The organism is Mycobacterium sp. NGS58, assembly GCF_059812385.1.
In genome coordinates this window covers 91,123-112,487 of the sequence record NZ_JCALCO010000012.1, presented here as the reverse complement: position 1 = coordinate 112,487, position 21,365 = coordinate 91,123, and the positions used below count along the sequence as shown (strand labels likewise).

At 67.0% G+C, this 21,365-nt stretch carries 18 protein-coding genes and 1 tRNA gene; 6 read left to right on the top strand and 13 right to left on the bottom strand.

The window, feature by feature from the left end; all coding sequences use genetic code 11:
• Positions 1-54: 54 nt before the first annotated feature.
• Positions 55-345 (top strand): Mtp family mycobacterial-type pilin, encoded by a 291-nt coding sequence (locus AC5Y4H_RS13825; RefSeq protein WP_499982516.1) that lies wholly within the window; start codon positions 55-57, stop codon positions 343-345.
• Between the two features lie 8 nt (positions 346-353).
• Here the strand turns inward: AC5Y4H_RS13825 and AC5Y4H_RS13820 are convergent, their stop codons facing one another.
• From AC5Y4H_RS13820 to AC5Y4H_RS13785, 8 genes are all read right to left on the bottom strand, one after another.
• Complete coding sequence (locus AC5Y4H_RS13820; RefSeq protein WP_499982514.1) at positions 354-1,523, bottom strand: dihydrolipoamide acetyltransferase family protein; 1,170 nt, start codon at positions 1,521-1,523, stop codon at positions 354-356.
• Entirely contained in the window at positions 1,520-2,575 is a 1,056-nt protein-coding gene (gene bkdB, locus AC5Y4H_RS13815; RefSeq protein WP_499982513.1) for a 3-methyl-2-oxobutanoate dehydrogenase subunit beta, read from the bottom strand. Before bkdB ends, AC5Y4H_RS13820 begins: the two co-directional genes overlap by 4 nt.
• A gap of 9 nt (positions 2,576-2,584) precedes the next feature.
• Positions 2,585-3,667: a pyruvate dehydrogenase (acetyl-transferring) E1 component subunit alpha gene (gene pdhA, locus AC5Y4H_RS13810; protein ID WP_499982582.1), complete on the bottom strand. Its 1,083-nt coding sequence runs from the start codon at positions 3,665-3,667 to the stop codon at positions 2,585-2,587.
• A gap of 245 nt (positions 3,668-3,912) precedes the next feature.
• A complete protein-coding gene (locus AC5Y4H_RS13805) occupies positions 3,913-4,734 on the bottom strand; it encodes an HpcH/HpaI aldolase/citrate lyase family protein (protein WP_499982512.1) in 822 nt (273 codons plus the stop codon).
• Positions 4,731-5,228, bottom strand: a complete 498-nt coding sequence (locus AC5Y4H_RS13800; RefSeq protein WP_499982510.1) for a MaoC family dehydratase — start codon at positions 5,226-5,228, stop codon at positions 4,731-4,733. The genes AC5Y4H_RS13805 and AC5Y4H_RS13800 overlap by 4 nt, the downstream gene beginning before the upstream one ends.
• Complete coding sequence (locus tag AC5Y4H_RS13795; RefSeq protein WP_499982508.1) at positions 5,225-6,391, bottom strand: acyl-CoA dehydrogenase family protein; 1,167 nt, start codon at positions 6,389-6,391, stop codon at positions 5,225-5,227. The genes AC5Y4H_RS13800 and AC5Y4H_RS13795 overlap by 4 nt, the downstream gene beginning before the upstream one ends.
• Positions 6,388-8,403, bottom strand: a complete 2,016-nt coding sequence (locus AC5Y4H_RS13790; RefSeq protein WP_499982506.1) for an acetyl/propionyl/methylcrotonyl-CoA carboxylase subunit alpha — start codon at positions 8,401-8,403, stop codon at positions 6,388-6,390. The genes AC5Y4H_RS13795 and AC5Y4H_RS13790 overlap by 4 nt, the downstream gene beginning before the upstream one ends.
• Positions 8,404-8,408: 5 nt before the next feature.
• Positions 8,409-9,995, bottom strand: coding sequence for a carboxyl transferase domain-containing protein (locus AC5Y4H_RS13785; protein ID WP_499982581.1), 1,587 nt, complete (start codon positions 9,993-9,995; stop codon positions 8,409-8,411).
• A gap of 195 nt (positions 9,996-10,190) precedes the next feature.
• Between AC5Y4H_RS13785 and AC5Y4H_RS13780 the strand changes: the two genes are divergently transcribed.
• A complete protein-coding gene (locus AC5Y4H_RS13780) occupies positions 10,191-10,847 on the top strand; it encodes an SACE_7040 family transcriptional regulator (protein WP_499982502.1) in 657 nt (218 codons plus the stop codon).
• A 63-nt stretch (positions 10,848-10,910) separates the two neighbouring features.
• Entirely contained in the window at positions 10,911-11,687 is a 777-nt protein-coding gene (locus AC5Y4H_RS13775; RefSeq protein WP_499982501.1) for an MmpS family transport accessory protein, read from the top strand.
• Between the two features lie 10 nt (positions 11,688-11,697).
• On the opposite strand, the gene AC5Y4H_RS13770 is transcribed toward AC5Y4H_RS13775, so the two are convergent.
• On the bottom strand, positions 11,698-13,050 hold the full coding sequence (locus tag AC5Y4H_RS13770) for an MFS transporter (protein WP_499982500.1): 1,353 nt from the start codon (positions 13,048-13,050) through the stop codon (positions 11,698-11,700).
• A gap of 69 nt (positions 13,051-13,119) precedes the next feature.
• Between AC5Y4H_RS13770 and cmrA the strand changes: the two genes are divergently transcribed.
• Positions 13,120-13,926 carry a mycolate reductase gene (gene cmrA / locus AC5Y4H_RS13765; RefSeq protein WP_499982498.1) on the top strand — a complete coding sequence of 269 codons (807 nt, stop codon included), beginning with the start codon at positions 13,120-13,122 and terminating at the stop codon, positions 13,924-13,926.
• A gap of 3 nt (positions 13,927-13,929) precedes the next feature.
• On the opposite strand, the gene AC5Y4H_RS13760 is transcribed toward cmrA, so the two are convergent.
• Positions 13,930-15,510 (bottom strand): helicase HerA-like domain-containing protein, encoded by a 1,581-nt coding sequence (locus AC5Y4H_RS13760; protein WP_499982495.1) that lies wholly within the window; start codon positions 15,508-15,510, stop codon positions 13,930-13,932.
• A gap of 175 nt (positions 15,511-15,685) precedes the next feature.
• Between AC5Y4H_RS13760 and orn the strand changes: the two genes are divergently transcribed.
• Both orn and AC5Y4H_RS13750 read left to right on the top strand, forming a co-directional pair.
• Complete coding sequence (orn, locus tag AC5Y4H_RS13755; protein WP_499982493.1) at positions 15,686-16,333, top strand: oligoribonuclease; 648 nt, start codon at positions 15,686-15,688, stop codon at positions 16,331-16,333.
• Between the two features lie 55 nt (positions 16,334-16,388).
• Positions 16,389-16,464 (top strand) — tRNA-His (locus tag AC5Y4H_RS13750).
• Between the two features lie 78 nt (positions 16,465-16,542).
• Here AC5Y4H_RS13750 and AC5Y4H_RS13745 read toward each other — a convergent pair.
• From AC5Y4H_RS13745 to AC5Y4H_RS13735, 3 genes are all read right to left on the bottom strand, one after another.
• Positions 16,543-17,739: a L,D-transpeptidase gene (locus tag AC5Y4H_RS13745; protein ID WP_499982492.1), complete on the bottom strand. Its 1,197-nt coding sequence runs from the start codon at positions 17,737-17,739 to the stop codon at positions 16,543-16,545.
• Between the two features lie 176 nt (positions 17,740-17,915).
• Positions 17,916-18,818 carry a DMT family transporter gene (locus tag AC5Y4H_RS13740; protein ID WP_499982491.1) on the bottom strand — a complete coding sequence of 301 codons (903 nt, stop codon included), beginning with the start codon at positions 18,816-18,818 and terminating at the stop codon, positions 17,916-17,918.
• 78 nt (positions 18,819-18,896) lie between these two features.
• Positions 18,897-21,278 (bottom strand): MMPL family transporter, encoded by a 2,382-nt coding sequence (locus AC5Y4H_RS13735; RefSeq protein ID WP_499982490.1) that lies wholly within the window; start codon positions 21,276-21,278, stop codon positions 18,897-18,899.
• Positions 21,279-21,365 lie beyond the last annotated feature (87 nt).

Sequence of the window (21,365 nt, the reverse complement as noted above, 5' to 3'; positions counted from 1 at the left end):
TGCACTTGCTGTGACGCCGACCTCCGGCCTGGCGCATGAGCAAAGGAACGCAGCGTGCCCATCCACCACCCCCTCGTCCGATTTGTCGCGCAGGCCCTGCTATCCAGCGGACTCGCCACGGCGGGATTCGCGCTGGCCGCCGGCACGGCCCACGCCCAGCCGGCTCCGGCCCCGCGAGTGTATTGGTGCCCGAATCAGCCGTGGAATCCAGCGTGGGGTGAGAACAAGTACTGGAACCAGTGCTGGGACACCGACCACCCGCCGACGAACCCACCGCCGCCACCATTTCATCAGCCCAATTTCAACTGCGGCCTGTTCTGGTGCCCGGTTCCGCCGCACTCCTGACCCACGACTTACAAATCGAGCAGCGCGGTTTCGGGCGATTCGATCAAATCCCTTAATGTACAGACGAATTGGGCCGCTTGCGCACCGTCGGCGATGCGATGGTCGAACACACACGCCAACGACATCGTCGGACGCGCCACGATCCGCGTGCCCACGACCACGGGTCGCGGCCTGATCGCGCCCATGCCGAGGATGGCCGCCTCGGGATGGTTGATCACCGGCACGCCGTCGTCCACGCCCAGCGCCCCGAAATTCGTCACGGTGAACGTCGAGCCCCGCAACTCCCCCGGCCCCAGGCTGCCGGCGCGGGCGCCGGCGATCAAATCGGCTGCCCGGGCTGCCAGTTCGCGGGTCGTCTTGCTGTGGGCGTCGGTGATGACCGGGACCAACAGCCCACGCTCGGTGGCCACGGCGATGCCCAGGTGCACACGATGCTCCACGCGCACCTGCGGCCCCTGCGGGGATTCGACCCAGGTGGAATTCAACATCTCGTTGTGGCGCAACGCGATGACCAGCAACCGCAAGACGAGCACGAAGGGCGAAATCGTCTCCTCCGCCGAACTGAACCGGTCCGACAGCCGGACCAGCTCGGCGCAGTCGACCTGGACAGCGACCTTCGCCGCCGGAATCTCTTTGTGCGATACCGCCATTTTCTCCGCCATTCGGGCCCGCACGCCCTGGACCGGCCGGACATCGCCGCCATTGCCTTTCCCGCGAGCCGCCGACACCACGTCCTCCCGGGTGATGATGGCGCCGGGCGCGCGCTGCACCGAATTGAGGTCCACCATCAACTCTTTGGCCAGCTTTCGCACCGGAGGGGCGGCGAGCGGGCGGGCGGGCCGCCGGCTGGTGTCGATGCCGGAGTCGGCACCATAACCGACCAGGGTGGGCACCGCGGTTTCGACGGCAGGCAGGTCACCGCTGAGCGGCGCCGTGTCGATCCGCAGCAGCACCGCTCCCACGTTGACCACATCGCCTTCGGCGCCATTGATTTCGACGATCCGCCCGGCGTACGGGCTCGGGATCTCGACCTCGGCCTTGGCGGTCTCCACCGTGCACAGCGGTTGGTTGAGCTCGACTTCGTCACCGAGCGCCACGTGCCACTGCGTCACCGTGACATCTTCCAGTCCCTCGCCGAGGTCGGGAACCCGAAACGCCTTGACCGGCCGGTCGTTCATGGCTGCGCCAACACGCGTTCGACACAATCCAGCAGCCGGTCGGGACCGGGCAGCCACCACTTCTCCAGCCGCGCCGGTGGGTACGGGGTGTCGAACCCGCACGCACGCAGTACCGGCGCCTCCAACTCGTAGAACAACTCCTCTTGGACGCGGGCGGCCAAACCCGCTCCGTACCCCAGGCTTCGCGGTCCCTCATGCATCACCACGCAGCGCCCGGTGCGATGGATCGATGCGGCGACGGTATCGAAGTCGAGTGGCACCAGGGACCGCAGATCGATGACCTCCAGGCTCCAACCACGTTGCCGCTGCGCCTCTTCGGCGGTGTCGACCGCGGTGCTGACCAAACTGCCATACGTCACGACGGTCACGTCGCTGCCGGGCCGGCGCACCATCGCCTGCCCGATCGGTGGTTCGGGCCGGGTGATGTCGACCGGTCCGCGCCTCTGATACCGGCGCTTGGGCTCCAGGTACATGACCGGGTCCGGACAGGTGATCGCGTGACGCAGCAGCCAATACGCGTCAGCCGGGCTGGACGGCACCACCACCTTCAACCCGGCGGTGTGTGCCCAGTACGACTCCGTGGAATCCGAATGATGCTCGGCGGCACCAATTCCCCCGAAGGACGGAATGCGCACTGTCACCGGCATATTTATTTCGCCGCGCGTGCGGGTGCGATACTTCGCCAGGTGGCTGACCACCTGATCGAAAGCGGGGTAAGAAAACCCGTCGAACTGGATCTCGGGTACGGGCACGAAGCCTCGCAGCGCCAGACCCACCGCGACCCCGACGATGGCGGACTCCGCGAGTGGCGTGTCAAAGCAGCGGTTCTCGCCGAAAGCCGCGGCCAGTCCCTCGGTTACCCGAAACACGCCTCCCTCGACCGAGACATCCTCGCCGAATACCAGTACCCGATCGTCGGCGGCCATCGCGTCGTGTAACGCGCGGTTGAGCGCCTGCACCATCGTCAACGACTCAGTGCCGAGCGCGACGTTCTGCACTGCCGGGGTGAATGTTTCGTCTTGGCCGGCCGGGCGATCGGCGAGCTGGGTCATGAACGCCTCTCAATCACTTCGGTCGAGTTCGGCCCGCAGCTGCAACCGCTGCGCCTGTAGCCCCGGAGGGGTTTCGGCATACACCGACGTGAACACCTCGTCGATGTCGAAATCGGGTGCGTCAACCACCGCGTCGCGCAATTCGGCCCGCATCCGCTTTGCGCGGCCCACGACCCTTTCCTCCAACCGTTCCGACCACAGGCCCTGGCCCCGCAGGTAGCTGCCGTACCGCGCGATCGGTTCCAGCGCCGCCCAGTGATCGACTTCGTCTTGCGTCCGGTATCGACTCGGGTCATCGGATGTGGTGTGCGGGGCTAAGCGATAGGTGACCGCCTCGATCAACGTCGGGCCACCCCCGGCCCTGGCCCGCCCAGCGGCTTCGGCCGTCACCGCATAGCAGGCCAGGACGTCATTGCCATCTACCCGGATTCCGGGCATTCCGTAACCAATCGCCTTGTGCGCCAGCGACGGTGCGGCGGTCTGTTTCGATATCGGCACCGAGATCGCCCACTGGTTGTTCTGCACGAAGAACACGCAGGGCGTTTCGAAGACGGCTGCGAAGTTCAGCGCCTCGTGAACGTCTCCCACGCTGGTGGCGCCGTCGCCGAGGAAGGCCACCGTCACCGAATCCTCGCCCAGGCGTTGGGCGGCCATGGCCGCGCCCACGGCGTGCAGGGTCTGGGTGCCGATCGGAATCGACAGCGGCGCGCAGCATTTCTTGGTGAAGTCCAGCCCGCCATGCCAGGTTCCGCGCCAGGCGGCCCCCACGTGTCCGGGCGGGATGCCGCGCACCAAAAATGCTCCGAGCTCCCGGTATTGGGGGAACAACCAGTCCGTCTTACGCAGGCACGCGGCGGCACCGACTTGTGCCGCTTCCTGACCGTGGCAGGAGGCGTACAGACCCAGCTCCCCTTGCCGCTTGAGGTTGACGAATTCGCCGTCCAGTTCGCGGGTGATCACCATCATCTCGTAGAGCCAGCTCAGCGTCTCCGCGGGAAGCTCACGGCCGTAGCGGTTTTCGAACGTCGGCGAACCATCGGGCGCGACGAGTTGTATCGGCTCGAGATCGACAGTCATGGGCGTCGAAGACATCTGCGCCACACCGCCTCCCTCGTCGGGTGCCGCTGTGGTCCCCTAGACCACAGCGGGTCCCGGCACGGTCAGCCGGGATCTACCGCGAGCGGAGATCGATCGCCAGTTACACGAAAGGCTTCGCTCGCCGCGACACTGACGTACTCACCATTATGCGCTCAAAGCCGAAGAGACCGGTTGATTGCGAAGGCGACACAGCGTGTCGCGCTTCGGCGCCCGGGCGCCGTCCGATCGTCGTGCAGCCGTCACTCGGGGACGGTCTCACCCGCCCTGCGTAGCGTCATTTGTGCGTGCTTGAGCACCGGGGAGTCGACCATTTGTCCCTCGAAGGCGAAGACTCCGCGCTCGGAGCGCGCCGCCGTCAGCACCCGCCGTGCCCAGTCCAGTCGCTCCTCGGTGGGGCGATACGCCTCGCGCACTACCGGGATCTGGCTCGGGTGGATGCACACGGTCCCGCCGAAACCCAGCGCGACGGCGTCCTCCGCCTCGTCCCGCAAGCCGTCGAGATCGCGGATGTCCAGATGCACCGCGTCGAGCGCAACCCGGCCGAAGGTGGACGCCGTGAGCAGAGTGGTCGACCGCACGTGATGGGCGACGTCGCGGTACGTGCCGTCGGCCTTGCGGCTGGAGCTCCCGCCGAGGGCGGCGACCAGGTCCTCGGCGCCCCACATCAGGGCCACGGTGTTCTGCGCGGCCGCGATTTCGGCGGCGAATACCGCACCGCGCGGCGTCTCGAGCAGGGCGATCACCTGGCGTGGCGCGAGCGCCAACACCTGCGCGGCCGATTCGGTCTTGGACAGCATCACCGTCGTATACGCGGTGCCGGCCAGGACCTCGAGGTCGAGCGGGTACTCGGCGGTGCCGGCCGCATTGACCCGCACCACGGTGCGCTCGGGGTCCAGCGGTGTCTCCTGCAACGCCTTGCGCGCCGCGGGCTTGTCCGCCTCGGCCACGCCGTCCTCCAGATCGAGGATCACCACATCGGCGGCGGCGGCCGCCTTCGCGAAACGTTCGGGGCGGTCGGCCGGGCAGAACAGCCAGCCGGGACCGGCGGCCTGCAGGTTCACTCGGATTCCTCGTTGCTCGGGCGCTTTTGCACCAGCGTGGTGCGCACGGCACGCGCTACGACCTCGCCGTGCTGATTGCGTCCCGTGTGTTCGAGCGTGACGATGCCCTCGCCCGGACGGCTCTTCGATTCGCGCTTGCCCGTGCATACCGTCTCCGCGTAGAGGGTGTCGCCGTGGAAGACGGGCTTGGGGAAGGACACCTCGGAGAATCCGAGGTTGGCCACGATCGTGCCCAGCGTCAACTGCGACACCGACAGCCCGACCAGCGTGGAGAGGGTGAACATCGAGTTCACCAGCCGCTCACCCCGAAACCCGGGCTGCTCGGCGGCCCAGGCCGCGTCGAGGTGCAGCGACTGGGTGTTCATCGTGAGCGTGGTGAACAAGACGTTGTCGGCCTCGGTGATCGTGCGGCCCGGCCGGTGCAGATACGTGGTGCCGATCTCGAATTCCTCAAACCACAAGCCGCGCTGGACAACCGACTTGGCATCCGTCATGACAGTCCCAGCGACCGCGCAATGAGCATCAGCTGCACTTCGGTAGTCCCTTCGCCGATCTCGAGGATCTTGCTGTCGCGGTAGTGCCGCGCCACCGGGTATTCGTTCATGAAACCGTAGCCGCCGTGGATCTGGGTTGCGTCGCGGGCGTTGTCCATCGCCGCTTCCGAGGCAATCATCTTCGCGATCGCGGCCTCCTTCTTGAATGGCCTGCCCGCCAACATATTCGCGGCCGCGTCGTAGTAGGCGGTCCGCGCTACGTGGGCGCGCGCCTCCATCCGCGCGATCTTGAAGCTGATCGCTTGATAGGCGCCGATCGGCTGGCCGAACGCCTGGCGCTCCTTGGCGTACTTGACGCTTTCGTCGACGCAGCCCTGCGCCGCCCCGGTCGCGAGGGCGGCGATGGCGATGCGGCCCTCGTCCAGGATGGACAGGAAGTTCGAGTAGCCGGTGCCCCGGCCACCCAACAGATTCTCCTCGGGGACGCGGACATCGTCGAAGCTCAACGGGTGCGTATCCGACGCGTTCCAGCCGACTTTGCTGTAGACCGGTTCGACGGTGAATCCGGGTGTGCCGTTGGGCACGATGATCGACGAGATCTCTTTTTTGCCGTTCGCGGCGGTTCCGGTGACGGCGGTGACGGTGACCAGTGAGGTGATGTCGGTGCCGGAGTTGGTGATGAATTGCTTGCTCCCGTTGATCACCCAGTCGCCGTTGTCGAGCCGGGCCGTGGTGCGGGTTCCTCCGGCGTCCGAGCCCGCCCCGGCTTCGGTGAGTCCGAAGCCGGCCAGGGCGCGGCCGGCGGTCAGGTCCGGCAGCCAGTTCTGCTTCTGCTCTTCGGTGCCGAACCGGTAGATGGGCATCGCGCCGAGGCTGGCACCGGCCTCCAAGGTGATCGCCACCGACTGGTCGACTTTGCCCAGTTCCTCGAGCGCCAGCGAGAGGGCGAAGTAGTCACCGCCCATGCCGCCGTATTCCTCGGGGAACGGCAAGCCGAACAGACCCATCTCCCCCATCTTGGCGACGACCTCGTACGGGAAGCTGTGCTCTTCGTCGTGTTTGGTCGACACCGGCGCGACCACGGTGCGCGCGAACTCGGCGACCGTGTCGCGAAGATCCTCGTATTCTTTGGGCAGTGTGCCCGCGGTAATGGATGTGGTCATGATGCGTCCTTACTCGAATCGGCTGCCGCGCTGGACCCTTCGGGCTCCAGTCGGGCCAGCACCTGGTCCACCGTCACCTGATCACCGACGGAGACCAGTACTTCCACCTGTCCGGAGACCGGTGCGGCAAGCGAATGTTCCATTTTCATCGCCTCGACGACGACCACCACGTCGCCTTCGGAAACGTCGGCGCCCGAGGACGCCTGAACCGCGATCACGTTGCCGGGCATCGGGCTGACGATCTCGGCCCGTTGCGCGGCCGCAGCGCGGTGGATCTTGTTTTCCTCGGCTTCACGCAGGTGCCAGGTTCCCCGCTCGTCGGCGATCCACAGGTGCCGGTCGGCTTCGGCCCAGCGGTACTCCCGCCGTACACCGTCCAGCGTCACGCTCATCCGGGTCGGCTCGACTTGCACGGCGGCGGAGTGGGTTTCACCCTCGCCGACCTGCACCGTGGCCGCCTCGGGAAGCCCCCGCACCGACACCGTCTCGCTGCGCAGCGGGGTGCGCATGTCGGTGCGGACCGGCGCCGGGCTACCGCCGACGCGCCATCCGGTCGGCGCCGCCCAGGGATTGTCGCCGAAGCGGCGAGCGCGGAAAGCCAGGGCCGATTGCCGATAGAGGCCCGCCGCCGCGAGCACGTCATCGGGAGCCGGCAGCGGAGCGAAGTCCGCCAAGCGCTCATCCAGCAGCGCGGTGTCCAGATCGCCGGCCCGCACCCGCTCGTCGGCGAGCAGGAAGCGAAGGAATTCGATGTTGGTCTGGACGCCCAGGATCACGGTTCGGCTCAACGCCCGGTCGAGTTTCGCCAATGCCTCGCCGCGGTCGGTTCCGTGGGCGATCACCTTGCTCAGCATCGGGTCGTAGTCGCTGCCGACGAGCGTCCCCTTCAGCAGCGAGGAGTCGACCCGCACACCGTCACCGGACGGCTCGGAAACGTCCAGCACCCGCCCGCCGGTGGGCAGGAAGCCCCGCGCCGGATCCTCGGCGTACACCCGCGCCTCGACGGCGTGGCCGCGCAATTCGATGTCGTCCTGGGCGAATGCCAGCTTCTCGCCGGCGGCCACTCGCAGCTGCCACTCGACCAGGTCGAGCCCGGTGACCGCTTCGGTGACCGGATGCTCAACCTGCAGGCGGGTATTCATCTCCATGAAGAAGAACTCGTCGGGCCGGGCCGCGGAGACGATGAACTCGACCGTGCCCGCGCCGACGTAATCGACGCTGCGTGCGGTATCGCAGGCGGCCGCTCCGATGCGCGCCCGCGTCGCCTCGTCAAGCAACGGCGAGGGCGCCTCCTCGATGACTTTCTGATGGCGGCGCTGCAGGCTGCACTCACGTTCGCCGAGGTGCACGATGTTGCCGTGCGTGTCGGCGAGCACCTGCACCTCGATGTGCCTGGGCCGCAACACGAATCGTTCCAGAAACAGGGTGTCGTCACCGAACGACGAAGCGGCCTCGCGTCGCGCCCCCACCAGCGCCTCGCGCAGCCGGCCCGGTTCTTCCACCAACCGCATGCCCTTGCCGCCGCCGCCCGCCGAGGGTTTGATCAGCACCGGGTACCCGACCTCGTCCGCGGCCGCGACCAGTTGGTCGTCGCTCAGCCCGGGCTTGGCGATACCGGGCACCACCGGGACGTCGAAAGCGGCGACCGCGTTCTTGGCGGTGATCTTGTCGCCCATCACCTGGATCGCCCGGGCCGGCGGGCCGAGGAACACCACCCCGGCTCGCTCGCAGGCGGCGGCGAAATCGGCGTTCTCGGAGAGGAATCCGTATCCCGGATGGATCGCTTGAGATCCGGTGCGCACGGCCGCCTCGACGACCTTGTCGATGTTCAGATAACTTTCGCGGGCAGCGGCGGGTCCCAGCCGCACCGCTTCGTCGGCTTCGAGCACGTGCCGCGCGGCGGCGTCGGGATCGCTGTAGACGGCGACCGATCGGATCCGCAGCCGGCGTAGTGTCCGGATCACCCGCACCGCGATCTCGCCGCGGTTGGCCACTAGAACGGTCTCGAACACTGCACTCACATCCGAAAGACGCCGTAGGAGACGGGTTCCAGCGGTGCTTGGGCGCACACCGAAAGAGCCAGTCCGACAAATGTTCTGGTGTCAGCCGGGTCGATGATCCCGTCGTCCCACAGCCGAGCCGTGGAGTAGTAGGGGTTGCCCTGGCTTTCGTACTGTTCGCGAATGGGCGCCTTGAACGCCTCTTCCTCGTCGTCCGACCACGGTTTGCCCGCGCCGGCGAGTTGCTCACCGCGCACGGTGGCCAGCACCGATGCAGCCTGTTCGCCGCCCATCACCGAGATGCGCGCGTTCGGCCACATCCACAGGAAGCGTGGCGAATACGCTCGGCCGCACATCGAATAGTTGCCCGCCCCATAGGATCCACCGATCACGACGGTCAGCTTGGGCACCCGCGCGCACGCGACGGCGGTGACCATCTTGGCGCCATGCTTGGCGATGCCGCCGGCCTCGTAGTCGCGCCCCACCATGAAGCCGGCGATGTTCTGCAAGAACAGCAGCGGTATCTTGCGCTTGTCGCACAACTCGATGAAATGCGCACCCTTCAAAGCTGATTCGCTGAAGAGCACGCCGTTGTTGGCCACGATGCCCACGGGGTGGCCGTGGATATGCGCGAACGCGGTCACCAGAGTCTTGCCGTAATTGGCCTTGAATTCGCTGAATTCGCCGCCGTCGACCAGGCGCACGATGACCTCGTGCACGTCGTAGGGGACCCGCGGGTCCGGCGGCACCACGTCGTAGAGCTCCGTCTGCGCGCACGTCGGCGGCAGCGGGGACCGCACGTCCCACGGGCTGGGCTCGCGCGGGCCGAAGGTGGCCGCGATCGTGCGAACGATCCGCAGGGCATGCTCGTCGTCTTCGGCGAGGTGGTCGGTGACACCGGAAACCCGGGAATGCAGGTCGCCGCCGCCGAGTTCTTCGGCCGACACGATCTCCCCGGTCGCCGCCTTCACCAGGGGCGGCCCTCCCAGGAAGATCGTCCCCTGCTCGCGGACGATGACGGCCTCGTCGCTCATCGCCGGCACGTACGCGCCGCCGGCCGTGCACGATCCGAGCACCGCCGCAACTTGCGGAATTTCCTTGGCGCTCATGGTCGCCTGGTTGTAGAAGATACGGCCGAAATGCTCGCGGTCGGGGAAGACCTCGTCCTGCCGTGGCAGGAACGCGCCGCCGGAGTCCACCAGGTAGATGCAGGGCAGCCGATTCTGCAGCGCCACCTCTTGGGCTCGCAGATGCTTTTTGACTGTCATCGGGTAGTAGGTACCGCCCTTGACCGTCGCGTCGTTGGCGACGATCACGCACTCGCGGTCCGACACGCGCCCGATGCCCGTGATGATCCCGGCCCCGGGAGACTCGTCGCCGTACATTCCGTTCGCGGCCAGCGGTGAGAGCTCCAGAAAGGGGCTGCCAGGGTCGAGTAAACGGTCCACCCGCTCGCGGGGCAACAACTTTCCGCGGCTGATGTGACGTTCCCGTGCGCGCTCGTTTCCGCCCAACGCCGCCGCGGCCAGCTTGTCGTTCAGCTCACCCACCAGCCGGCGGTGCTCTTCGGAGAAGGACGCCTCGGCCTTGGCGGGCGAGGTCACCACGTTGTCCATCGCCGCAGCAGCCTCCTTGCCGTCGTGCGATCGGGCTTTTGAGTTAATGCCGATTAACTCAAGACGAGAGAATACCATTGCCGTCGTTGCCGGTCCAGGCAGGACCATACCCGGCGAAAAGCGCGAGTTAATCACGAATAACTCGTGCTACGTTAGGGCCAATTGACCAAACGGAGGTCCGTCATGACAGCGTCCGCCTCCGAGGGCCAGGCCGGGCCCGCCGAAGCTCCAAATCGCCGGAGCCGGTTGAAGTCCGACCGTCGCTTGCAACTGCTGTCCGCCGCCGAGCGACTCTTCGCTGAGCGCGGTTTCCTCGCGGTGCGGCTGGAAGACATCGGTGCGGCCGCCGGGGTGAGCGGCCCGGCCATCTATCGGCATTTTCCGAACAAGGAGTCGCTTCTCGTCGAGTTGCTGGTGGGCATCAGCACCCGGTTGCTCGCCGGTGCCCGCCGGGTGCAGACCGACAGCCCCGATGCGGCCGTCGCGCTGGACGCACTGATCGACTTCCATCTGGACTTCGTGTTCAACGAACCCGACCTCATTCGCATCCAAGATCGCGACCTCGCGTACTTGCCCGAGGCCGCCGAAAAGCAGGTGCGCAAATCCCAGCGTCAATACGTCGAGGTGTGGGTGGGTGTGCTGCGGGAGCTGAACCCCGAGCTGGCCGAAGCCGATGCCCGGCTCACCGCGCACGCCGTGTTCGGCCTGCTGAATTCGACACCGCACAGCATCAAGGCCGCCGATACTTTGCGCAGCAAATCCGGCCGCGCCTCGAGGTCGCGCACCGTCATGCGGGCGATGACGGTGGCCGCTCTCGCGGCCGGAAATCAGAGCCCCTGAGCGTTCCGTCGTAAGCTGGCTCAGGCCTTCGACCCCGGGTCCAGGTACCCTGCAAGCCATGAGGTGGACATGAGCGATTCACGTCCTACCGAGCGGTTTCCTACATCGCAGCCGGGGCCACAGCAGCCGAGGTATTCGCCCTCCGCTGATCCCGCGTACGCCGACCAGACTCCCTACGCGCAGAGCTATGGCGGGACGACCCCGCCCTGGGCCCCCACCCCGAACGAGACGAACACGACCAGGCCACTGCCGGCGTACTGGCAGCAAGGCGTTCCTCCTTCGGGCGATATACCGGCGGGCATGGCTCCGCCGCCGCCCGGCGGGCCGAAATCGTCGAGATGGTTGTGGCTCGGCGCCGGCGCGGCGGTGCTGCTGGTCGTCGCCCTGGTCATTGCGCTGGTGCTGGCGAACGACGCGATCAAGACGCAGACCGCCGTCCCGCCGTTGCCGGCGATGCCCGAACCGAGCCCGCAGACCCCGACGACGTCGACGCACCGGTCGCCGTCCTTCATTCCGGCCCCGATACCGCCGACCAGTGGCCCCGAACTGCCGCCCGAGACGACCGGACCGGGCGCAATGCAGGACGTCGTTTACACCGTCTCGGGTGAGGGCCGCGCGATCAGCATCATGTACATCGATACCGGCGGACTCATCCAGACCGAATTCAACGTCGCGCTGCCATGGAGCAAGGAGGTCAGCCTGTCGAAGTCGGCTACCCACCCGGCCAACGTCACGATCGTCAACATCGGTCACAGCGTCACCTGCACGCTCACTATCGACGGGGTTCAGGTCAGCAAGCGCGTCGGCGGCGGTCTGACGGTCTGCGACGCCCGCGGCTAGACTCCGCCCGCTACGAGCGATCGGCCGCCGGTTCGGCCACGGCGGCGCCGCGCAGCGGGACCCGGACGGCCAGCATCGCCAGCAGTCCGGCAATGAGCACCAGCAGAATTCCGCCGAGGCCGGCGCGCACGGCACCGAAGATGTCGACGAACAGCGAGAAGAGCCACGGCGCCACGAACGCCACCGCCCGCCCGGTCATGGTGTACAGCCCGAACGCCACGCCTTCCCTGCCGTGCTTGGCCATGTGCAGAAGCAACGCGCGCGACGACGACTGCGACGGCCCGATGAACATGCACAAAACCAGCCCGCATACCCAGAAGGCCACCGGCCCGGACAGCGCCATCAACGTCAGTCCCAGGACGACGATTGCGAACAGTGACGCAACGATGACGGGCTTCGATCCGACCCGGTGGTCGACGAATCCACCCAGCACCGCGCCCACCGCGGCGATCACGCTGGCCGCCACCCCGAAAATCAGCACATTGGCCTGCGAGATGCCGTACACGTTGACGCCGAGCACCGCACCGAACGCGAAGATCGCCGCCAGCCCGTCCCGGAAGAGGGCGCTGGCGAACAGGAAGTAGACCAGGTTGCGATCGCGCCGCCATTCCGCGGCGACCTCGGTCCACAACTTGCGATAGCCACCCAGCATGCTCGTCGACGGCTGAGCCTCCGCCGACTCGGGGAGCCGGTGCGCGACGAACAGCAAGGGCAGCGCCAGTACGCCGAACCAGATCGCGGCCACCACCATCGCCTCGCGGACATATAGCCCGTCCCGCAAGGGAACTCGCAGCAGACCGCGCGTCGCAGTGGGCCCGCTGCCGGACCCGGAGATGAAGCCGGTGTAGATCACCAGCAGGAGCAGCACGCTCCCGACATAACCGGCCGCCCAGCCGAATCCGGATATCCGCCCCGCGGTCTGCGGCGTCGAGAGCTGACGCAGCATGGCGTTGTAGGGGACGCTGGCAAGATCGCCGCAGGCCGCTGTGGCTCCCAGGAGAACCAGACCGGCCCACAGGTAGCCGGGGCGCTCGCGGATGAAGAACATCAGGCAGGTCAGCGTCACCGCAGCGGCCGTCAGCACACTCAGCGCCAACCGCCTGCGATGCGCGGACTCCACCCACACGCCGACGGCCGGTGCGAGCACCGCGACGGTCAGCCCCGCGATGGCCGCCGCCCGGCCCAGCCAGCTCGCCGGCGTGGTGGCGCCGGATATGCCCACCCCAACGCTGCTGGTCAGGTAGACGGAGAAGACGAACGTCGCCACGATCGCGTTCAGACCGGTCGAGCCGCAGTCCCAGAGCGCCCACGCCACCACCCGCGATCGCGCGGGGGTGGCGGAACGCGGCGCCGGCTGGCTCATGCCCGGCACTCTATAGGCGCCCGCGATCGGCTGCGGGCCGCGTTTGGACCGCTGTCTACGATTGGCGGCATGCCGCTACCCGCTCCAAGCCCCGAGGCGCGCGCCGTTGTCACCGGAGCTTCGCAGAACATCGGTGAAGCGCTCGCCACCGAACTCGCCGCACGCGGACACAACCTGATCGTCACCGCGCGCCGCGAAGACCTGCTCAAGGACCTCGCCGCGCGCCTCACCGACAAGTACGGCGTCACCGTCGACGTGCGCCCCGCCGACCTGGCCGACCCGGGCGAACGCGCGAAGCTGTGCGACGAGTTGGCCGCCCGCCCCATCTCGATCCTGTGCGCCAATGCGGGCACCGCGACTTTCGGCCCCGTCGCCACGCTCGATCCGGCCGGCGAAAAGGCCCAGTTGCAGCTGAATGTCCTTGGGGTGCACGATCTTACGTTGGCGGTGCTGCCGGGAATGGTCGAGCGTGGGTCCGGCGGTATCCTGATTTCCGGTTCGGCGGCAGGCAATTCGCCGATCCCCTACAACGCCACCTATGCGGCTACCAAGGCCTTCGCGAACACCTTCAGCGAATCGCTGCGTGGCGAACTGCGCGGATCCGGCGTCAACGTGACGCTGCTGGCGCCGGGCCCCGTGCGTACCGACCTGCCCGATGACGCCGAGGCCTCGATCGTCGAGCGGCTGGTGCCGGATTTCCTATGGATCTCGACCGAGCACACCGCACAGGTGTCGCTGGATGCGTTGGCACGCAACAAGATGCGCGTCGTTCCCGGCCTGACGTCGAAGGCCATGTCCGTTGCCAGCGGGTACGGTCCGCGGGCCATCGTGGCGCCGATCGTAGGCACGTTCTACAAGAAACTCGGCGGCGGATAGGCGCTATTTCCGGCGGCGTCCGGAACCGAAGATGCCTTTCACCGCTTCGCGTATTGCGGTGTTGATGCCGCTTTTCACCGTCGGGTTCTGCAAGACTTCCTCCCACATCGAGGGCCCCTTTGCGCCCTTCGGCTCGGCCGGCTCCGGCATTGGCGGAACCGGTTCGTTCGGCGGGACCGGCGGGTATTCGGACCGGGATTGCGGCGGCTGCGGCGCGGACGGGGCTTGCGGATCCGGCGGGCCGGATTGGGGCTGCGCGGGTTGGGAGAGCGTCTGACCGTACTTTGCCTGCAGCGGACTGTTTTTCGCCGCCGCCACGATCGAATCGTTGCCGATCGACGCCATCAGCGAGCGCGGCACCCGCATGCGGGTCCACGCGACCGGCGTCGGCGCGCCCTTCTCAGACAACACCGTCACCACCGCTTCGCCGATTCCCAGCGACGTCAGCGCCGACTCCAGGTCGTAGACATCGGTTTTCGGGTAGGTGCGGACGGTCTTGCTCAGCGCCTTCTGGTCGTCGGGTGTGAATGCCCGCAGCGCGTGCTGAACCCGCGCGCCCAGCTGCGAAAGGATGTCGTTAGGGATGTCCGTTGGCAGCTGGGTGCAGAAGAACACCCCGACGCCCTTGGACCGGATCAACTTGACGGTCTGCTCGACCTGCTCGAGGAACGCCTTCGACGCGTCAGCGAACAACAGGTGCGCCTCGTCGAAGAAGAAGACCAGCTTCGGCTTATCCACGTCGCCGATCTCGGGCAGCTGGGTGTAGAGGTCGGCGAGCAGCCACATCAGGAAGGTAGAGAAGATCACGGGGCGCACCGACTGACCGGTGAACTCGAGCAGCGAAATGACGCCCTGGCCCTGGTCGTTGGTGCGCAAAAGATCGTTCGGATCGAGCTTGGGCTCGCCGAAGAAGGTGTCGCCGCCCTCGGCATCGAGGTTCACCAGCGCCCGCAGGATGACGCCCGCCGTCGTCGCCGACACGCCGCCCAAGGATTTCAGGTCTTCCTTGCCCGCATCGCTGGTCAGGTAGCCGATGGCACTGCGTAGATCGTCCGTGGTGATCAGCCGACGGTTTTGATCCTTTGCCCAGTGGAAGATCAGCCCGAGTGTCGACTCTTGAGTAGCGTTGAGCCCCAGCACTTTTGATAGCAGGACGGGACCGAAGCTGTCGACGGTGGCGCGGATCGGAACGCCGATTCCCTTGGTGCCCAGCGACAGGAATTCGGCCGGAAACCCCGTCGGCTCCCAATTGTCACCGGTGTCTTTGGCCCGTGCGGCGGTCTTGTCGTTACCTTCGCCGGGCCGTGCCAGACCGGACAGGTCGCCCTTCACGTCGGCCATCAGCACGGGGACGCCGGCGGCACTGAGCTGCTCGGCGATCAATTGCAGCGTCTTGGTCTTGCCGGTTCCGGTGGCCCCGGCCACCAGGCCGTGCCTGTTGATGGTGGCCAGCGGAATGCGGATCTGGGCCGCCGGATCGGCCGCGCCGTCGATGACGACCGTGCCCAATTCCAGTGCCTGGCCGTCGACGGCGTAGCCGTCGGCGATCCGCGTCGCGGCCGTGGCCGCTGAATCGGTGCTCATCGTGCTGCGCCTCGCTTCCCCGATGAATCGGCGTGCGGTTCGACAACGCTCACCCTACTTCTCGATCTCAGCCGGGGGCGAGGTCCGGCGCGCGCGGCACCTGGGCGTGGTCCGATGGTGGCAAACCGTCGCGCCCGGCTCCGCCGCACTTGCGATCGCCACTAGTCTGAGCGCTGTGCGAGACGAATTGGTGTGGATCGACTGCGAGATGACCGGGCTTGATCTGGGTTCGGACAAGCTGATTGAGATCGCGGCGCTGGTGACCGACGCCGATTTGAACGTTCTCGGCGAGGGAGTCGACGTGGTGATTCATGCCGACGACGACGCACTCGCCGCGATGGGCGACGTGGTCACCGAAATGCACTCGCGCTCCGGGCTCACCGACGAGGTGCGGGCGTCCTCGGTCGACCTGGCGACCGCCGAGGGGATGGTTCTGGATTACATCGGCGAACACGTCAAACAACCCAAGACCGCGCCGCTGGCCGGCAACTCGATCGCCACCGACCGCGCCTTCATCGTGCGCGACATGCCGGCCCTGGATTCGTTCCTGCACTACCGCATGATCGATGTGAGCTCGATCAAGGAATTGTGCCGGCGCTGGTATCCGCGGATCTACTTCGGTCAGCCGGTCAAGGGGCTGGCCCACCGCGCACTGGCCGACATCCATGAGTCCATCCGCGAGCTGCAGTTCTACCGGCAGACCGCATTCGTCTCGCCGCCGGGGCCGTCTACCAGCGAAATCGAGGCGGTGGTCGCCGCCCTTGACGGCCCAGAAGGCGCACCGGGGCCAAGCGATTCGGCCAGCGCGCCGCCGACCGGCTAGTATCGACGTCGCCGCTCGTTGATCGTCATCGTGCGAAGGTCGGCTGGCGGCCGTGGTGGGTGTAGTTCAGTTGGTAGAGCGTCAGGTTGTGATCCTGAATGTCGCGGGTTCGAGTCCCGTCACTCACCCCACTAGGTCAGGGAGCGTCACCGCTCCCTGACCTTTTTTGACGCGCGAAGGCGGCCCCGATGTTCGGCTGCCCGATTCCGTCAGGTGTTGGCGTTGCCTGCTTTCCACTGCGGCCAGGGGATGTTCCAGTCGCCCAGACCCTCGATCCCCGGCAGCGTCGACCCGACCGTGTGCACCACCTCGACGATGTCGCCGCTCTTGCTGTGGTCGTAAAACCACTCCGCGTTGCTCGGGCTCACGTTGAGGCATCCGTGGCTGGTATTGGTGTGGCCTTGGGCGCCGACCGACCACGGGGCGGAGTGCACGAAGACGCCGCTGTAGGACATCTGCGTGGCCCAGTCGACTTCGGTGCGATACCCGTTGGGCGAGTTGACCGGAACGCCATAGGTCGAGGAATCCATGATGATGTGCTTGAACCGCCCACCAATGATGTAGATGCCGTTGGCCGTTGGGGTGCTGTCCTTACCCATCGACGTCGGCATGGTCTTGACGACATCACCGTTGACCCGCACCGTCACCGTCTTCGTGGTGTCGTCGGCCGTCGAGATCACCTCATCACCGATGGTGAAGTGCGACTTGACGTTGTCCTGGCCGAACATCCCGTCGCCCAGGTCCACCCCGTAGGTGTTGACCGCCACATCGATGGTCGTCCCCGACTTCCAGAACCGCTCCGGGCGCCAACGAACTTCGCGATTGTTCAGCCAGTAGAACGCGCCCTCCACGGGAGGGTTGGTGGTGATGTTGATGGCTTTCTGGGCCGCCGCGCGGTTCGCGATGTTCTCGTCGAAGCGGATCGCCACCGGCTCACCGATGCCCACCACGTCGCCGTCGGCCGGACTGACGTAGGGCATGGTCAGGTGCGCGGGCGAGCTGGTCTCGAAGGTCATCTGCTTGCTGGCCGCGCCGCCGAGGCTGGTCGCCTTCGCGTTCAGCGTGTAACGCCTGTTGTAGCCGAGCTGCTCGGTGGTCGACCAACGCAGGCCGTCGGGGCTCAACTGCCCACTGATCGACCTACCGTTCTCGTTGACCATGGTGACCGACGCGAGCACGCCGTCGGCGACGGTGACCGTCACAGGCGCATCCACCGTCACACCGACGGCACCGTCGGTCACCGAGGCGGTGAGCTTCGGCACCAGCAGGTCAGCCAGTGGCGTGCCCTTGTCGAAGATGACCTTCGCCGGTGCCGCCGCGTGGTCGCCGTTACAGGCCTCGCTGAGCACAGCAAGCGGTACGATCACGGCCACCAGCCAGAATCGTCGTTTCCGCAAACGCGCCATCCCAGTGACCTTCCATCTGATTCGCTAGTTGGTCACCGCTGACCAGCGAGGTAGCTGCAGGCATTCTAATGGCTTTTGCCGACACCCCCGCGCGTATGCGTGCCGGGGCGGCCTATCGGTGTCGCCACCGCAATGAATTCGTCATCCGGCGAGGTCCAGAGCCCGCCAGGGACCCATTACGCCGGCGAGCCGACCTCGTGGTGTCGCTGCGCGTCGACGCTGTCGCGGGTGCTGACCGCCTCGACCCGCGCGAGTTTGACGATGGCCGCCGTCATCACCAGCGCCGCCGCCACCAGGGCGATCGCCCCGGTGCGACCAGTGTTCAGCGTCTCGCCGAGGACGACGACGCCGAGCACCGCCGCCACCACCGGCTGCGACATCTGCAGAGTCGGCATCGACGCGGTCAACGGGCCCGCCCGAAACGCCGACTGACTCCACGCCACGCCGCCAAGAGCGACCAGAATGCAGGCGTACAGCTCCGGGGCCCGGACCACCGCGCCCGCCCCGTCGCCGAGCCGGGCGACGACCTCTTTGGCGAGCACCGCGAAGACGCCCCACAACGACCCCGACGCGAAGGCGTAAAGCGCCGCCGCAGCGGCGCCGCCCCATTTCCGGCCGGCGACGACGCAGCCGATCAACAGCGGCCCGAGACCGGCGACCACCGCCGCCCAGGTCCGCAGCGACGCGCCCGTATGCCCGGCCTGCGGATTGCCGACAACTACGACCACGATCACCGCCGTGGTCAGCAGTGCGGCCCATAGCCACTCGCCACCGGCCACGGTGCGGTGCAAGAACCAAGCATTGATCGGCAGCGCGAACAGCACCGAAGTCATCAGCAGCGCCTGCACCAACAGCACCGAGCCCTCACCGAGCGCGGCAGCTTGTAATGCGATGCTGGCCACGAGAAGTAGTGCGCCCCACCACCACCGTTGGTTGCGGAGCAGGCCGGCGAACAACTCGACGGGGCCGACCGCCTGATCGGCGATGCAGTGCGCCGCGCGCTGCTGCAGGACGTCGCCGATCGCCACGCATAGCGCGGAACTCAAAGCCAAGAGTGCGGCGATCTGCAATTGGGTCATAAAGGTATCTCCGTCGATATCCACCAGCTAGGGCGCTATGTGTGCGAAAGCGCTTGCCCCACATGGTGCTTCGCCTTATCAACTGCGGCCGGGCGCGGCTCTGGTGGGCCACCTCCTGGTCGTGGGCACTCTGGGCGCATCGGCCGCCCAGCGACGTCGGCCCACCGCAACGGCCTCGCCCTCTCCCGTCGCGGACCGGTCCCGCAACAAGGCCGACCACCGGGGAGCCCACCACGTCCATCGGCCTAGCAGGTGAATGAAGGCCGGCACCAGGACCATTCGCACCAGGGTGGCGTCGACGAGCACACCGAGTGTCAGACCCAGGCCCAACATGCGCATGAACGACACGTGCGCGGGGATCAACGCGGCGAACGAAATCGACATCACCACCGCGGCGGTGGTGACCACTCGGCCGATGCCGGCGATGCCCAGCGCGGTGCTCTCGTCGGTGGCGGCGCGTGCCTCGGCAGGGGTCGGTGGCGTCTCCCGGGCGGCTTGCGACGCCAGCCAGTACTCGTGGATGCGCGAGACCAGGAACACCTCGTAGTCCATGGCCAGCCCGAAAGCGATGCAGAACAACAAGACTGGGATGTTGGCGTTCAAAGTGCCGTTGGGCGTGGTCCCCAGAGCGCCCAGGTGGCCGTCCTGGAATATCCACACCATCGCGCCGAATGCCGCCGTCAGTGACAGCACGTTGCACACCAATGCCTGCAGCGGCAGCACCACGCTGCCGGTGAGTAAGAACAGCAGCGCGAAGGTGATGAGCGCGATCAGCCCGAACACCAGCGGCAGTCGCTTGGTGATGGCATCGACGCTGTCGCGGTTGATCTGCGCCAGCCCGGTCATCTCCACGGTCCGCCCCGCCGGCCCGGCGACCTGATGCAGTCGGTCGAGCTGGGTGTTCGAGGCGTGCGAGTAGAGCGGCGCGGCGCTGTCCACGGTGATCAATGCGCTGCCGTTGGCCATGCCGGTGGCGGCGGCGGGCGGCCCCGCGCGGCTTCCCGCCACGAACGTCCCCGTCGGTGCGGTTACCGCGGTCACGTCGGGCAACCGGGACAGCTCGGCGGCGTAGCGCTGCAGCTCGCCGGGGGTCACCCCGTTGGCGTCGGGAACGACGACGGACACCGAGGTCCCCAGCCCATTGGCGAAATCGTGGTCCAGCATGTCGGCGACCTGCCGCGCCGAGGCCGATCGAGGAAGCACGCGTTCGTCGGGAAAGCCCCACTTCACGCCGAGAAACGGCACCCCAAGCAACAGCAGCAGCGCGACGACGCTCAGGCCGACGGGCATGGCACGACGCAGGACGAACTTGGTCGAGCGGTACCAGAACTGCGCCACGAGCGGCTTGTGCGCGTGGTCACGAAATGGCCGCTGCCCGTGCAGGATGCGGTGCATCACCCGGCGGGCGTCCATCGTGTCCAACCGGGGCCCCAGTAGCACGATGGCAGCCGGGGTGACCACCACGGTCGCGACCGCGACGATTGCCGCGGTGGCCACGATGGTGTAGGCGGAGGACTTCAAGAAATACATCGGGAACAGTGCCATCACCGCCATCGACAGCCCGACCGTGGTGGCGGAGAACAGCACCGTCCTTCCCGCGGTGGCCATCGTCCGCATCAGGGCGTCGTGCCGGGCCATCGTCCGCATCAGCTCCTGGTTCCGTTCCCCGGTGCGCGCCAGTTCCTCCCGGTAGCGCGTGATGATCAGCAGGTTGTAATCGATGGCCAGGGCCAGGCCCATCGCGATGCTGAGGTCCAGGGCGTACGTCGACACGTCGGTGGCGAAGCTGATCAGCCGCAACACCGACATGGTGCACACGATGGCCAATGCGCCCAAGACGATCGGCATTGCCGCCGCCACCACTCCGCCGAGCACCCACACCAGCACCGCGAAACTCAGCGGAATCGCGATCGACTCCATCAACAGGAGGTCGCGCTGGTTCTGGTCGTTGATCTGCGCATAGGCCACGGCCATGCCGCCGGCGCGCACGGTGACGCCATCGCGGTCGTGTACCAGGTCCTTCGTCAGCGCGCTGGCGTATTTCTGCGCGTCGTTCTCGCCTCCCTTGAGGCCGGCCACGATCATCCCGGACTTGTCGTCCTTGCTGATCAGTTGCGCGGCGGCCGCGGGTGGTGACGTCCACGCCGACGACACGTTCAGTACCCACGGCGAACGTTTGAGCTGGTCGGCGATCTCACTGCCGACCTGTCGCGCCTGAGCACCTCGGGCACCGGTGGGCGCGGTTACCACGATCAGCATCTGCTGATCGGTCTGATTGAACCTGTCCCGCAGGGTGTCGCTCGCCCGCGAAGACTCCGAGGTGGGGTCCTGAAAACCACCGCCGGAAAGGCTGTTGACCACCGGTAGCCCGAAGATCGCGGCCCCAAGCAACACCAGAACCGCGATCGCGATGATGCGGCGCGGCGCGGCGATCGCAAGTCGGGTGATTGCTTGCAGCATGGCGTATCGCCTACCCGAAACCGCGCCGGTTGACCCGCCCGCTGAGGAATTGCTCACATCGGCCCGTCGTGACGGGGGTGCTATCGG